11 protein-coding genes and 2 rRNA genes (1 of these 13 running past the window's edge) are annotated in these 14810 nt (G+C 45.3%); 2 read left to right on the top strand and 11 right to left on the bottom strand.

What is annotated here, in order from left to right; translation table 11 throughout:
* Positions 1-351: 351 nt before the first annotated feature.
* Positions 352-1359 carry a fatty acid desaturase family protein gene (locus tag TOL_RS01625; RefSeq protein ID WP_015485519.1) on the bottom strand — a complete coding sequence of 336 codons (1008 nt, stop codon included), beginning with the start codon at positions 1357-1359 and terminating at the stop codon, positions 352-354.
* Between the two features lie 132 nt (positions 1360-1491).
* Between TOL_RS01625 and TOL_RS01620 the strand changes: the two genes are divergently transcribed.
* Both TOL_RS01620 and TOL_RS01615 read left to right on the top strand, forming a co-directional pair.
* Positions 1492-2715, top strand: coding sequence for an ATP-binding protein (locus tag TOL_RS01620; protein WP_025264590.1), 1224 nt, complete (start codon positions 1492-1494; stop codon positions 2713-2715).
* Complete coding sequence (locus tag TOL_RS01615) at positions 2712-3242, top strand: response regulator transcription factor (protein WP_041588360.1); 531 nt, start codon at positions 2712-2714, stop codon at positions 3240-3242. The genes TOL_RS01620 and TOL_RS01615 overlap by 4 nt, the downstream gene beginning before the upstream one ends.
* Before the next feature lie 6 nt (positions 3243-3248).
* Here the strand turns inward: TOL_RS01615 and TOL_RS01610 are convergent, their stop codons facing one another.
* From TOL_RS01610 to TOL_RS01565, 10 genes are all read right to left on the bottom strand, one after another.
* Complete coding sequence (locus TOL_RS01610) at positions 3249-3908, bottom strand: energy-coupling factor ABC transporter permease (RefSeq protein WP_015485515.1); 660 nt, start codon at positions 3906-3908, stop codon at positions 3249-3251.
* Complete coding sequence (gene rimI / locus TOL_RS01605) at positions 3908-4351, bottom strand: ribosomal protein S18-alanine N-acetyltransferase (RefSeq protein ID WP_015485514.1); 444 nt, start codon at positions 4349-4351, stop codon at positions 3908-3910. The genes TOL_RS01610 and rimI overlap by 1 nt, the downstream gene beginning before the upstream one ends.
* 11 nt (positions 4352-4362) lie before the next feature.
* A complete protein-coding gene (locus TOL_RS01600; RefSeq protein ID WP_015485513.1) occupies positions 4363-5136 on the bottom strand; it encodes a hypothetical protein in 774 nt (257 codons plus the stop codon).
* A 5-nt stretch (positions 5137-5141) separates the two neighbouring features.
* A complete protein-coding gene (locus tag TOL_RS01595; RefSeq protein ID WP_015485512.1) occupies positions 5142-6692 on the bottom strand; it encodes a 2-isopropylmalate synthase in 1551 nt (516 codons plus the stop codon).
* 70 nt (positions 6693-6762) lie between these two features.
* Positions 6763-9168, bottom strand: a complete 2406-nt coding sequence (locus tag TOL_RS01590; RefSeq protein WP_015485511.1) for a DUF6160 family protein — start codon at positions 9166-9168, stop codon at positions 6763-6765.
* A 2-nt stretch (positions 9169-9170) separates the two neighbouring features.
* Positions 9171-9794 carry a DUF6160 family protein gene (locus TOL_RS01585; RefSeq protein WP_015485510.1) on the bottom strand — a complete coding sequence of 208 codons (624 nt, stop codon included), beginning with the start codon at positions 9792-9794 and terminating at the stop codon, positions 9171-9173.
* A gap of 41 nt (positions 9795-9835) precedes the next feature.
* A complete protein-coding gene (locus tag TOL_RS01580) occupies positions 9836-11404 on the bottom strand; it encodes a hypothetical protein (protein ID WP_015485509.1) in 1569 nt (522 codons plus the stop codon).
* Between the two features lie 2 nt (positions 11405-11406).
* A complete protein-coding gene (locus TOL_RS01575) occupies positions 11407-12570 on the bottom strand; it encodes a hypothetical protein (protein ID WP_231848001.1) in 1164 nt (387 codons plus the stop codon).
* Positions 12571-13126: 556 nt separating this feature from the next.
* Positions 13127-13242, bottom strand: a 5S ribosomal RNA gene (rrf, locus tag TOL_RS01570).
* A gap of 194 nt (positions 13243-13436) precedes the next feature.
* Positions 13437-14810: ribosomal RNA gene (locus tag TOL_RS01565) — 23S ribosomal RNA — on the bottom strand; it runs 1515 nt beyond the window's last position.

Raw genomic sequence — 14810 nt, 5'->3', positions numbered from 1 at the left:
GCGCGGATCTCGTGTTTGAAGAAAGCGCCGAGTATCGAGGGGTTACGTCTCATACTGACAAGTACCTACCAGCTTACTAACAGAGTTATCCACAGAATTATTTTTCACATACGACATTATAGTCCGCGATGCCAAGCATTTTAATTTGTTATTTTTTCTAACAGCGCCTTGATCAGATCTAGATAATATGCGCCTCAGAGAGAATTAGAACGAGCGTTTAAATTTTGCTCGTTCTGAGGGAAAGCCCTTTAAAATCAGGGCAAAGAGCAGTTTTACCAAACTTATCCAAAGTCTTATCCACAGATATACTGGATAACTAAAGTGGCTGTATAAGTCGCTCATGCCATAAAACTAAATCGTGGTGAGAAAAGAGACGCCATACAAGCCTACGAAATTAGGCGTCTCGCCCCCCATTCTCGTGGTATCGCTAGCAATCACGCGCGCGACTCGATGGCGATGCAAATTACTCAGCACTTCGCGAATAGGGAATGTGTTCAGCGTCGGCCTATCACCATACAGCTCTCGATGTAATTCTGGTAATCGATACCAAGGAGCCGTCGGCTTTTCGTGATGAGCATTGTGATAACCGAAATTTAACACCAATAAATTGATCAAACGTGAGTTTCCCAAAGGATTGGAGTAGGTATTCTGCCGCTCATAGTCAGCATCTGGGCGTAAATGCCCTTTTTCATCAACGCCAACAACGACATCGTAAGTATGTTGATGCATATCCATTAATCGCAATACATGTATAAACAACACATACGCCAAACAATATCCCACCAATGCCTGCCAAGCAGTCCAAGCCAATATAGCGAAGAGAACGATCCGAATTGCCAACATAATAAGCACCCGCGTGCGCAGCGCTTTATAGGATTTAAAAATAAAGGGGCTGGCAATAACCAAACCATGCATAAGAATGTCAATTGCAGGAATATACAACCACTCGGCCATCTGAAAGACGCGCAACAATAAGGGATGGCGTAATAAAAAAGCACGATAATCAATGGCGATAACATCCGCTCGATCCACGTGGTGGCGCATATGCTTACTGCGTAAGTCGGCATACGGGGTATAACTCGCCCCCACCAAGAAACTGAGCACATTTCCTAAATACTCATTGGCGCGCCGATCCATGAAGAAAGCCTGATGGCTAAGATCATGTATCAAATAAGCAATTAAAATCATGGAGTGTGCGAGCAGCAAAATGCCAAATAACCAGCCAACCACTGAGTGGCCGTTAATCATCAAGGCAAAGCCGGAAAGATATGTGATGGTTATATAAACCAATAACAGAAGACTAGGAAGTAAAGCATCTGCGTAGCGCAGTTTCATCGATGGCAGAGTGAATCTTGGCATCGTCGTACTCCTTCGCCGCTAGCTGAGGAGCCTGATCTATGTCAGGACTGTGTTCTAAGCATAGCTTAAATTCTTTGCACTTAGGTACAGTCGCGGCACAATGGCGGGATGTTTTAGTGGACAATGTGACTTTTGAACTCTCATCGCGTATTAGCTCGTCTTGGCTGGCTGCGGCTCTCAATCGCTCTGGTATGGCTGTTATTCATCAGTTGGTTGAGCTTTTCTGGCTTTCAGATGCTAACCGGTGCATGGACCATGTTGGCAGCTTATTTACCGCTACTGGGGATTACTCTGTGGCAGATAGTACGAGGCTCAAGCGGTGAGCAAGCACTCGCTATACACCTAGCAATAGAAACTCAATTGCTCACCGGATTACTGTATTTTACCGGCGGTGCCACCAACCCTTTTATATCCTATTTTCTAGTGTTAATGATGGTTGCCGCTTATAGCTTGCCACTGCGTTTCGCTATCGCCTTCGCCATAGTAATAGTCGTGGATTACAGCGCACTCAGTCAGTGGTATCAACCACTGATGAACAGCACCACTCACGGTATAGGTAGCCATACTTTGTTCGATTGGCACTTAGCGGGGATGTGGCTAACGTTCGTTATTAGCACTCTTATCATGGTCATCTTCCTGCCCACATTGATGCGCGACCGCCAAAGCCAACAGCAGCAAATTCAACAACTGCGCGAACAACAACTTAAAAACGAACAACTGATTGGTATTGCCACACTAGCGGCAGGAACGGCGCATGAAATGGGCACACCACTAATGACATTGCACATGCTGTTAGAAGAGTTAACTCATACCCCAAATGAACCTCTCAATCCTAAAGACTTAAAGATGATGCAGGCTCAAGTCAGCACCTGTCGCCAATCGTTGCAGCAGCTTGCTTATTCGGGACGCCAAGCACAACACAGCGGACTTCACTCAGCCAGTGCTTGGCTAAAACTGTTATTGCACCGTTGGCGTCTGAGCCAGCCTAACGCGCTTTGGGAAGATTTGGGCTGCGACACGGATGCTGTCATTGCAGCTTCGCCGTTACTTGATCAAGCACTGCTCAATTTACTCAACAATGCGACAGAAGCCGGCAACCTACCGATACAACTACGAACCCATGTTCGTGATGGCTTCTGGTCGTTAGACATTGTTCAGCCTGATCCTCAGGCAGCGCAACACATCCAAGAGGATGCTTTATTCTCGACGATGAAGGATCAAGGTATGGGCTTGGGTCTCTATTTAAGCAATGCCAGCGTCGAGCAGTTTGGTGGAGAAATACATCTTCGCCCATTACGTACCGGTGGTAGTTTTTGTTTACTCCAACTCCCAGTGATACAGCATGAGGAACAATGAGCAATATGAATCCAAGTATGCTGGTAATAGATGATGATCCACATTTTGGCCAAGTGATGGTGCGCAGCCTAGAGCGCCAAAATTACTCTGCACAGTGGATTGCCAGCCCTGACGAGTTAGCACACATTGAACAGGCTCCCGATTTTATTTCCCTCGACCTAAGACTAGAGCATGTATCTGGGCTCGACATTATAGGCAAACTGCTTGAGCGCTGGCCCAGCACTCGTATCGTGATTCTCACCGGTTATGCCAGTATTCCCACGGCGGTGGAAGCCATTAAGCGCGGAGCGCACAATTACCTGCATAAACCAGCCACACTACAAGAACTCTTGCGAGCCTTTGACGACACTCCAGCTCTCGATACCGAGCAAGACGAAAGCGTGATGAGTGTTGATCGTATTGAGTGGGAACACATCCAAAGAATATTAAATGAATTTGAGGGGAATATATCAGCCACTGCTAGGGCGCTGAATATGCATAGAAGAACATTACAGAGGAAACTACAAAAGCACGCCCCTCGTAATTAATAAATATTACGAACTAAAATAGGAATCTTCATCGAAGGTACTTAACCAGCGAGGATGAAAAACCACCATTCCGGTAATAAACATGCCATTTACAACACCTTCGGGGAACATCATTAATGGCAAGTAACGACAGTAGTCATCCCAAATCTTACTCCACGCATAGGCTTCATACCAACCGAACCATGCGCTCAAAACCACGGCATGCAAAGCCTGAGTTAATGCAGCATTAATAAACCCGGCAACCAAAATATAGACAAATGGATTATGCTTTAAGCGCCGATAAACAATTTTAAAAAAATAATAAGAAAATAAAATCGGTAAAGCTGCACTCAATAAAAAGTTAATACCAACGTCGTGCCAATGTATAGATCCGCTAAAAACGAGCAATACTTCTACCAAGGCACTTGCAACGAAAGCCAGCCGCCACCCCATCATCAATGTAATCGCGGTATAACCCAGTATATGGAAATTCATTCCCGGCAAAATGCCAGCATTCATCGATGCAAAAGCAAATAGCACGACAATGCTGCCGAAGAACAGATGCTGGGCACCTCGATGTTTATAAAAAACCGTCCATGAATAATCGGATATTACTCGCCCAAGAATAATCGCAGCTACGATGGTATATAGCCAACCGCTTGCTGAAGAATCAACAATCGATAACATTAGTCAATCAGTTCGAGACAGTACATAAGCGCATCTTCACGCCCCGTCGCAGTAGGGTAATAGTTATTGCGACAACCCGACTGACAAAACTCCAACGACTCATAGAGAGCGATAGCAGGCATATTGCTTTCTCTTACTTCAAGAAAAAATCGCTCAGCTGCTCGCGTTTTAATATGCGTAATTAAAAACTCCATTAATGCTCTTCCATGCCCATTGCCTTGATAGTCGGGATCTACCGCAATCATTAATAACTCCGCTTCGCCAGCAATAACGGTAACAACAGCATAAGCACGAACGCTATTATCAAACTCCAAAACCCAAACGGTCTGAGGCTTATTTAAATACCGCAACATAATGCTTTCTGCCCAAGAATGTTCGTGCGCACGTCGTTCTATCAACATAAGCGCCACTAGATCATCTATTGTTGCTTCGCGCACCGACATTTAACAGCCTCTTAGTGAGCAGGAATTGTGCGTAACGCCTGCCACAATTGACGTTTGTCACTTGCGTTACTGAGCATATCGATAAATTGCGGATGATGATAATGCGATTGCACACCAATACGAGCCAACCACAGACGACTATCATCACCGAAAGTTAAGACATAGGAAACGCCTTGATCTGCAAAGAATCGCCATTGTGCATTAAGCGCTTGCAGAGCCACAGGCTCGCTTTGATCATCGTGTTTAGATTCAATAAAAGGCCAATTGAATTTCACCGGCACCGGCAATAAATCCATTGGTTGTTGCATGCCTTTTAACACTCGATGAGCAAAGCGACGAAGATGCTCTGGAGCCACACTCTGATCACAAATCCAAATGCCGCCACCGGACACTCGCAAAAAGTGCAGCTGGAAACGAGGAGGAATACCCGGCGAAGACGCTAAATTATCGACGCTAAGGTCTCGAACCTTGTCGTCAATTGCACCAACGCTCGACTTCACTTCAGGAGTAATGACTTTACTATCAGGGGCCGATGGTGAAGTAACACGGACAGGCTCGGCCGTTGAGGTTTTCGCTTTGACAGCAAAACCAGATAGTAGATCAGCAGCCGCTACAGGAGCATTGGCGCCGCGACTTGGTTGCTGCAGCCTACCCACATTAGCTTCTGGAGCTTGCGTGACATCTGAAAGCCAGCGCGGAGTAGCAGCATGAGGTAAAACAGCGCGGGGCATCCATTGAGTGATGCCCATAGCACTAAGATAATCTATGCGCTGCTGTTCAAGCATAACGACTAAACACCGTCGTTTTGCGGATGCTGACGAGAGCTGCCTGACTCGAGCAAGTTCAATGCGTGGATATACGCCTTTGCCGAAGCAACAATAATATCCGTATCAGCACCGCTGCCATTCACAATACGACCGCCCTTTTCCAAACGCACGGTTACTTCGCCTTGCGCGTCAGTACCTTGGGTAATTGCGTTAACCGAATACAACAGTAAATTAGCACCAGAACAAGCAACTGCTTCAATCGCTTTCAACGCCGCATCAACTGGGCCACCACCTTCCGATTTACTGCGATGTTCGACACCAGACTTAGCAACAACCAGTTCAGCTGCAGGAACTTCTCCAGTAGCTGAGTGCGATTCAAGTGAAACTAAACGGTAAACGTCTTCCACTGAATCTGTAATTGCTTCTGAGGCTAACGCCTGTAAATCTTCATCGAAGATCTCATGCTTTTTATCGGCAAGTTCTTTAAAACGAGCAAAAGCATCATTTAAAGCAGCATCGGTCGCAAATGTAACGCCGAGCTCTGTTAAACGACTACGGAATGCAGCACGACCTGAATGCTTACCCATAACCATTTTATTAGCACCCCAGCCTACGTCTTCAGCCTTCATAATCTCGTAAGTTTCGCGATGTTTTAGCACGCCGTCTTGATGAATACCTGATTCATGAGCAAATGCGTTTGCACCAACGATAGCTTTGTTTGGCTGTACCGGGAAACCTGTTATAGATGAAACCAAACGAGAGGTAGGCACAATTTGCGTGGCATCAATGCCTGTTGAGATATTAAACAAATCGGTACGGGTACGAGTTGCCATAACCAACTCTTCTAATGCCGCATTACCGGCACGTTCACCCAAACCGTTGATAGTACATTCAACCTGACGTGCGCCATTTGTCACAGCCGCCAACGAATTTGCCACAGCCAAACCTAAATCGTTATGGCAGTGAACCGAGAAGATTGCTTTATCTGCATTTGGGATTCGATCAAGTAAAGTACGGATAGTACGACCGAACTCATCAGGAATAGCATAACCAACCGTATCGGGAATATTGATGGTTTTAGCACCTGCATTAATTGCGGCTTCGATAATGCGACACAAAAAGTCGATATCAGAACGACCGGCATCTTCGCAAGAGAACTCGACATCATCCACGTAGTTACGAGCTTTCTTAATGGCATACACTGCTTGCTCAACAACCGCATCAGGCTCCATACGAAGCTTGTACTTCATATGAATAGGAGAGGTGGCGATGAAAGTATGTATACGAGCGCGTTCAGCTCGCTTAAGAGCTTCTGCAGCATGTTCTATATCGCGATCAACTGCACGTGCAAGGCTACAAATAGTACTTTCACGAACGGCATCTGCAACGGCTTGAATAGAAGCGAAATCACCGGGGCTGGCAGCAGCAAAACCCGCTTCGATAACATCGACGCGCATTCTTTCTAAAGCTTTACCAATACGAACTTTTTCGTCTTTAGTCATTGAGGCGCCAGGGCTTTGCTCCCCGTCACGCATAGTTGTATCAAAAATGACTAAACGATCTTGCTGGCTCATGAGGGTCTCCGCTGCCAATGAATCAGGCGCATAGTATACGCCTGATCACTGGTCACCGCAGCATGATAGATTAACGGATCGGAGTCGCCGTTAAGTTGGCTTGAATATCAGCATTCTGAATCACAATACCTTGAATCAAGGTTTGTGGAGTGCTGGTAGGCGTAGCCGCTAATGTAAGTCCATCAATATTCAGCTGTTTAAAATGAACACGACCGAATACTGCGAAGCCTAATGGACGTTCACCAGCTGCAGTTAATACTTCATTACCCAAATCATCTAAAACAACAGTTTCAGCAACGTCGATAGCTAAATCCACGTTAAAACCATAGTCATTTTGATTTGGATTGCCAGTACCATCATTTGTGCTGAAGTTGTTTAGGGCAAGAGTCGTACCGTTTGGTTGAGTCCAAGAGAAACTATTACCCTTGCCCGCATAGCGAGGATCTGTACCATCATCTTTCACAAAGATTGCTCGAACTTTAACTGTTAAACCTTGATCGCCGCGATCTTCGAAACGGCCACCGTCGGCACCACATGCCGCCGCTGTAGCACCTGAACCACCGATACAAACTTGGCCTGCACCACCGGATGCAACCGAAATAGTTGTTCCATCTTCAAGTCGTGATAACTCGAAGGTGCCTAAGGATTCACCATTAACCTTGTCACCAAACTTGATATCGCTAACCCGAATAGTGGACCATGCAAGACCTTTATTGATCGTTAATCCGTTGTCGGTAACGTCCAGAGTTGCATTGCGCATGTGGATGTCATAGGTAGTTCCAGTCAACCACACACCACGCCCCTCTTCATTTACTGTTAACGCAGCATTCGCTTCCGATATATACAGATCAGTATTTAGCGTAATACCTTGGCCACCAGTATTAATGTTACCAGCAGCAATCGTGAGGTTACCGTTCATTTTAAAGTCGTATGACGGGAAGATTTCTAGGGCCAGTAATAACTCTGTACCACCCATTAATGGAGCATCTAAGGCTTCCTCTTCACTGCGACCAACGGTTACACCAGCAAAACTGTACGAACCTTGTAAATCTTCAAAACCAATGCGTAGACCGTCGAAATTACCGTCATAGTTATCACTATATAAACCGGTCGCACCATACAAACCACCAGTTCCTGGATTTGCTGCGTAACTGGTCATATCCATGGTTACACGACCAATACCATAACTATTAAAACCATTGAAATAAACATAGTTACCGTTGTCATTCATGGCCAAATAAGTGTTCAGAGCCCCAGGCTTATTAAAATCACCCTGAGCATCTGTAGCAGTCACATATGGATCTGACACTATATTCCACGAGATATCTGCTGTAATACCATCATTACCAACAGCACCACCAGGGCGGAAATAGAGATAATTCAAACGATTATTAACGAGGTCATCCCTAAAATGGAATTCTCCTTTAAAACTCCCAAGAGTTTGAGATAAGCCGTTATCGTAATCTGCTTGGGTACCACCCAAAACCAAATCATTTAGGCTATAAGCAAAATCAAAATCGGCAAATCTTATCGCCATATAAGGGCTTTCAGCGTCACTTTCTAAATCAAGTGAGAATCCGCTAACTGTACTAAAGGTCCCAGTAAAATCTTTAGCAAGCATGATAAATCCATCATCGGTATACATAAACGCTGGGGTTTCGTTACCATCGATGCCATCATTATCATCATCGTTGATTAAGGTTAAACCTGGAATAAAGGTTATACCTTCACCAGTTTTACCGCCGGCCTTGATTTTGAATGTACCGTAAGCATCCAAATTAAAAGACACTGCACCAAATGTACTAGCCAACGGATCATCGAAACCAATAGGGTTATTTGCATCTAAGCTCATACCAACCGCACCGACGCTATAACCCAAATGCAGCCCGCGATTCGACTCAGTCCCCATATCAATAGTCATAGTGTCATTATCGAACATCAAATGTCCGTAATTTACAATCACCGAAAATGTATAGTCATCGAGAATCCAAGCAAGACCATCATCAGTAAAATTCAAACGATCAAAGTGCATTTGCACTTCAGAGCCCGATAAATCGTAAACGCCATCACCTGATCCTGCGATGTGAAACTTAGAGGTATAGTCGTAACGTCCCTCAATCCCCATAAAACTTTTGTTAGAACCGGACAGACCGATACTCCCAATAGACAACTCGCGAGAACCGGAAATACTATCAATTGTTAAACGTCCGTCCGCATCAATATCGATAACTGATGAAGAATCGAAATTCGCACCGTTTACACCCGTTAGTGAAAAATCATTCAACTGTAGAGCAACACCATCTTCTTCATAACTAATTTGGGAAGCTGCAATGCTTTCAGTACTAGTATTTAAAGTAATACCTGACTGACCGCTGACAGAAGACATTTCAGATTCATCTAGAGGCTGAAGCGCAGACACATTACTGACATTAATTGCCAAAGCCAGGGCGCTGATTGGGAATAGTATGTTTTTCATAATCAATTCACCGGGAAAAGTAGCAAGTTGCCTTTCAGCGTAATATCGCCATTCATTTGAATACCAAACAAATTTGTCTGCTGGAACGTATTACCATCAGCAAGGACAGTTCCATCCGGCTTCCATTCACCACTATTTGCGACAGCTAGAGTAAACTTGAAATTATTGAGCGATACGGTTTTCGGAAGACCTATTTCAACCACTTCTTTATTAAAAGCCTCAACCACTGGATTGCCTGAAGCATCACGAACATCGTAATTCAACGCTGTTTCTCGAAAACTCGTACGTAGTGTTAGCCCTTCAAATGCAAATCCACCAGACAAGTCATCTAATACATACCAACCGCCTTGGTCGAGCTGGGCAGCAATGCGTATACCGCACTCCTCCGGTTGTGATGCAGTACCACAATTGCGAACTTGTTTCTCACTACCAAATTCATCAAATTGACCAGAGGTAGCTCCCCATAAAGGACCACCGTCTTTGTTAAAAGCAAGCTCACCAGATAGATACACACCACCTTGGCCTGTTACTGATTCCATTTCAGCTTCTTCCATAGGAGCCAATTCAGCAAATACAGATACTGAAGATATTAGACCAAGTAAGGCTGTTATTTTTCTTATTGTCATTAGATATACCCCTTTATGGCACACACAATTGGCTGCGCCAATTACAGGTCGTGACTCGTCACTTTAAGATAAGTCGCACGTAAACCGTCAACAGTTAGACTACCAAGACTGTTAGCAGCCGCTGTAGCATTTCCTAGCTGGATATTACCGACATACAAATAGCTTTTCTGTGCATTGTCGTAAAAATCCTCATAGTTGGTACTATCAACTCCAGATAGCTCTAATTGAAAATTACCATCTGCAGTCACACTGAATTTAAGTGGTTGAACTTCGCCATAACCCAACGACAAACTTAAATAGAAGTTATCCATAAACAAAGTCGCTGAATCCTGAAGAGCTTGTGTACTACAGGCAGAACCGCAAGTACCAATATTGAGTTCCTTGGCATACAAATTAAGTCTCAATTCAGCATTTAACTCATTATCACGCGACCACAGCTTCACGTATGAGCCATCTAAAGTAACTCCCTTCATGTCGATATCCATGAAATCTTCGCGGTAAGCGCCTTTATCTTCGTCATACACGGTAAACTTGAACTTGGAGCCAATATCTAAACCCGCTCGACGGCTATAACCCGCGCTTAATTGGACCGCGACATTGTTGACATCCTCGCGATCACCCTCACGGATTGCTACTAAACCGTTAGCACAAGAGTTACTAGCTTCTACATCGCCACATAAACTACGGTAAGATTCATAATCGCGAAGCCTCTTAATTAAGCTATTACCATTAGAATCAAGCGTTTCTTGATAGCGACGGGCAAGCTCTCGCTCAGCTACGTTATAATCGTCAACTTCCGCAAGATAATCATCAACGCGGTCGTTATAAGTTCCTTTGGTTCCTGTAGTGCATTCAGAGGTACCAAACAACCCGCAATTTTCGTATTTTTGCCCTAAAACAACACCTTCACCGGAAGCGGTCCAAGCTGCTTCCATAGTGTCATATGCTGGAGCAATCTCAGCTTGCTGTGTTGCGACAACCTCTTGCTGGGGAACAATCTGTGAAGCGATGTCGCTATTAATACCACTTTCCAAACTCACCATTTGACCGTTGTAAAACCCTTCTAATGTGTTTTTCTCTGACGTTAAACGACTAACAATTGATTCAATCGCTGTCACAGCATCGTTGGCATTTGTACATCCAGCCTGACCGTAAACACACTCCTGATACCGAGCCCATTTAGCATACTTATCTGTGTTTTCTAAAGCGTATGTATACTCACCAGATCTTAGTTGTAGCAATGCAATATCATCGCCAATACTAGCAAAAGCACTGCCAGGCAGCGTTTCCAGCACCAAAGGATGAGCCAAGCTTCCTATTTGTCCTGGCGTCTCGACAGTACCATTTTGACTGCCTTCACCCATAACATAAAACTCTGTCCAATCAACGGTAACATCACGACCATCTGTGATACCGCCGTCGGGACTAGAGCTTTTAATGCCAGTTACAGTAGTAACCGCATCATCAACGTTAAATACAAAATCCTCTAATACGATACCTAGGCCTTCACCCGTCGCATTTGATAATACAGAGTCATCTAGAGCAACCAAATCTGCATTTGCAAAAAAGGGGGCTATAGCTAAAAAGGTGCATAGTATTTTTTTATTCATTTTTAGCATCCTTTTGTCCGGCCAATACATGTAGCAACACGCGGTTCACCGGTCAAAGCATTGTATAAATCTAAATAAAGAGGATAACGTTGCTGGCCATTAGAGTCGGCGTACTTGGCAATATTCAAGAATGCCCCCTTCTCTGTATAAACTCGAGAAGCACCGGCGATCCCCGACAAATCCTCCCAAGGCACAGACTCAAGCTGGAGAGATATAAAAGCTCCAGATGCAGATCCATTCTCAAAATCTTTAGTCGGGTCACCAACGTATACACTTTGGTAGTTCGTTGTACGGAAACACGCGGTCACACCAATAACAGCGCAATCCTCCGAAGTTGTTAAAGTTGGAATTAAACTCGCGATCAGACCAGAATCGTCAGATTCGAAATTGGTGCCTGTTGGCACACCAATCCATGATGCGCGCTTTAAGTAAGGAGCACCATTAAGCGTATCCTCACCAGTAGCCCCATCGAGCAACTTCACCTCAGCATAAATTTCGGTGTTAGCCGCCAATGACAACTCAATACATTGTAACCAAGTTGCAGTCCCACCATCACCGCAAGCTGCATCATAGGCAATAGACCCAGGCCCACGAATTTCTCCCTCTAAATTACCAGTCAGAGAAATCAAATCACCTGAAAGGTCACCTTGAGCCTGACCAAAGCCAATACGAACACCAGCAATACGACGAATACTAGAATTCGCCGGATCTGTTTTATAGGCCAACTCGATGTATGGATCTTTAATTTTAAATGGAACTATTTCAGCATTTTCTGGATCATTGTAATTATCAACTCGTCCCAAAGCGAAATTCTGAATAATAATATCGGCATCGTGCACAGCGACGCTTCCATCGGCGTTGAATACAATATTTCGATTATCATCAACTATCGGAGCAGTACCGTCAGCACCGTAACTACGATCAAACTCTCCGATACGTAACTCATCCGCATTCGAGAGAGTCTCAATATCGAGACCTAAATTCACCCGAGTAAACTCATAATTACCTAAAGTAGCATCTGAGTATGAAGATGCATCAACCGTGATGAATGCCTGACCTGTATAGTGGTTAAGCTCATCATCAGGAATAGCCTCTAGCGCAACTGACGACAAACTAGCCGTCATAGCACTTAATGCGAGTATTGATCTGTATGCTTTATTGACCACTTGGAGACCTCGTAAATCGTTAGAGGACAAGTCACACCTTAACCAACATTTAGTTTAGTCGGACAGGGCTTGGAATATGGTGACAACTTGTTTTTATTATTAAATTCTTGTTACCGATAGGATATGCGCTACAGAATTTGCTTCAACCTCTATTAGCGGTACGGGCGTACTCTTTACAGCAAGACTACATTACCCCAACAGCTAACTTGGCTAAAATCTGGTGCTTCGGACATAAATCGCCACGAATTCCTATCAATTTCAAACACTTTACCACATGTGTCTGTTAGCAACCACAGCCACTACATCTAGTTGCTGTAAAGATTCAAGCCACTATATCCAGTATAAACTCGCGAAAACTGCAAAAGAGTGTCAACACATCAGACTTTCAATTAGCACACTCTAAAACTCAGCAGCTATGTACCGATACCCGGACTGCAACGCCACCAAAGAATGAAGGGTTATAACTATTTCTAGACTGATTCAACAAATAGTATTCGGTAAATCGCAGCCAAGAAAAAACCCCCAACCGATACCGGAAGGGGGTTTTAGAATAAGAGCTTGACGATGACCTACTCTCGCATGGGGAGGCCCCACACTACCATCGGCGATACTGCGTTTCACTTCTGAGTTCGGAATGGATTCAGGTGGTTCCACAGCTCTATTGTCGTCAAGCAAACTGGTATTTTTAAGACTGTCTCACCTCCGGCGTAATCGCTCTGGAGTGCAGACTTAAAAAAATTAGGTCGGATACATGAGCTCTTCAATGAAGAGTATCGAGATTCTCGTTCTTGCTTGTCTTTCTTGCGCAGACTTAAGGCTGCTTGTCTTAATTCGTCAACAACCACTCTTCCGAGTTTGGGTGTTATATGGTCAAGCCTCACGGGCAATTAGTATCAGTTAGCTCAACGCCTCACAACGCTTACACACCTGACCTATCAACCTTGTAGTCTTCAAGGGCCCTACAGGACTCTCAAGGAGTCAGTGAGATCTCATCTTGAAGGGGGCTTCCCGCTTAGATGCTTTCAGCGGTTATCCTGTCCGAACGTAGCTACCCGGCAATGCCACGGGCGTGACAACCGGAACACCAGAGGTTCGTCCACTCCGGTCCTCTCGTACTAGGAGCAGCTCTTCTCAAATCTCAAACGCCCACGGCAGATAGGGACCGAACTGTCTCACGACGTTCTAAACCCAGCTCGCGTACCACTTTAAATGGCGAACAGCCATACCCTTGGGACCGGCTTCAGCCCCAGGATGTGATGAGCCGACATCGAGGTGCCAAACACCGCCGTCGATGTGAACTCTTGGGCGGTATCAGCCTGTTATCCCCGGAGTACCTTTTATCCGTTGAGCGATGGCCCTTCCATACAGAACCACCGGATCACTATGACCTACTTTCGTACCTGCTCGACGTGTCTGTCTCGCAGTTAAGCCGGCTTATGCCATTGCACTAACCTCTTGATGTCCGACCAAGATTAGCCGACCTTCGTGCTCCTCCGTTACTCTTTGGGAGGAGACCGCCCCAGTCAAACTACCCACCACACAGTGTCCTCGATCCAGATAATGGACCAGAGTTAGAACCCCAAATTGACCAGGCTGGTATTTCAAGATTGGCTCCACAAGGACTGGCGTCCTCGCTTCAAAGCCTCCCAGCTATCCTACACAAGACAATTCAAAGTTCACTGTGAAGCTATAGTAAAGGTTCACGGGGTCTTTCCGTCTAGCCGCGGGTATACGGCATCTTAACCGCAATTTCAATTTCACTGAGTCTCGGGTGGAGACAGTGTGGCCATCGTTACGCCATTCGTGCAGGTCGGAACTTACCCGACAAGGAATTTCGCTACCTTAGGACCGTTATAGTTACGGCCGCCGTTTACCGGGGCTTCGATCAAGAGCTTCTCCGAAGATAACCCCATCAATTAACCTTCCGGCACCGGGCAGGCGTCACACCCTATACGTCCACTTTCGTGTTTGCAGAGTGCTGTGTTTTTAATAAACAGTCGCAGCCACCTGGTATCTTCGACCGGCCAGAGCTTACGGAGCAAGTCCTTCACCCTAACCGGCGCACCTTCTCCCGAAGTTACGGTGCCATTTTGCCTAGTTCCTTCACCCGAGTTCTCTCAAGCGCCTTGGTATTCTCTACCTACCCACCTGTGTCGGTTTGGGGTACGGTCTCTTTATAACTGAAGCTTAGAGGCTTTTCCTGGAAGCATGGCATCGACCACTTCGGACTCCGTAGAGTC

This window comes from Thalassolituus oleivorans MIL-1 (assembly GCF_000355675.1).
GTDB lineage: Bacteria > Pseudomonadota > Gammaproteobacteria > Pseudomonadales > Oceanobacteraceae > Thalassolituus > Thalassolituus oleivorans.
This window is presented reverse-complemented; position numbering and strand designations above follow the sequence as displayed.

Excerpts from the sequence above, each read along its gene's own strand:
- TOL_RS01625 (WP_015485519.1), bottom strand. The coding sequence starts at position 1,359 with ATGCCAAGATTCACTCTGCCATCGATGAAACTGCGCTACGCAGATGCT.
- TOL_RS01615 (WP_041588360.1), top strand. The coding sequence starts at position 2,712 with ATGAGCAATATGAATCCAAGTATGCTGGTAATAGATGATGATCCACAT.
- TOL_RS01610 (WP_015485515.1), bottom strand. The coding sequence starts at position 3,908 with ATGTTATCGATTGTTGATTCTTCAGCAAGCGGTTGGCTATATACCATC.
- rimI (WP_015485514.1), bottom strand. The coding sequence starts at position 4,351 with ATGTCGGTGCGCGAAGCAACAATAGATGATCTAGTGGCGCTTATGTTG.
- TOL_RS01600 (WP_015485513.1), bottom strand. The coding sequence starts at position 5,136 with ATGCTTGAACAGCAGCGCATAGATTATCTTAGTGCTATGGGCATCACT.
- TOL_RS01595 (WP_015485512.1), bottom strand. The coding sequence starts at position 6,692 with ATGAGCCAGCAAGATCGTTTAGTCATTTTTGATACAACTATGCGTGAC.
- TOL_RS01590 (WP_015485511.1), bottom strand. The coding sequence starts at position 9,168 with ATGAAAAACATACTATTCCCAATCAGCGCCCTGGCTTTGGCAATTAAT.
- TOL_RS01585 (WP_015485510.1), bottom strand. The coding sequence starts at position 9,794 with ATGACAATAAGAAAAATAACAGCCTTACTTGGTCTAATATCTTCAGTA.
- TOL_RS01580 (WP_015485509.1), bottom strand. The coding sequence starts at position 11,404 with ATGAATAAAAAAATACTATGCACCTTTTTAGCTATAGCCCCCTTTTTT.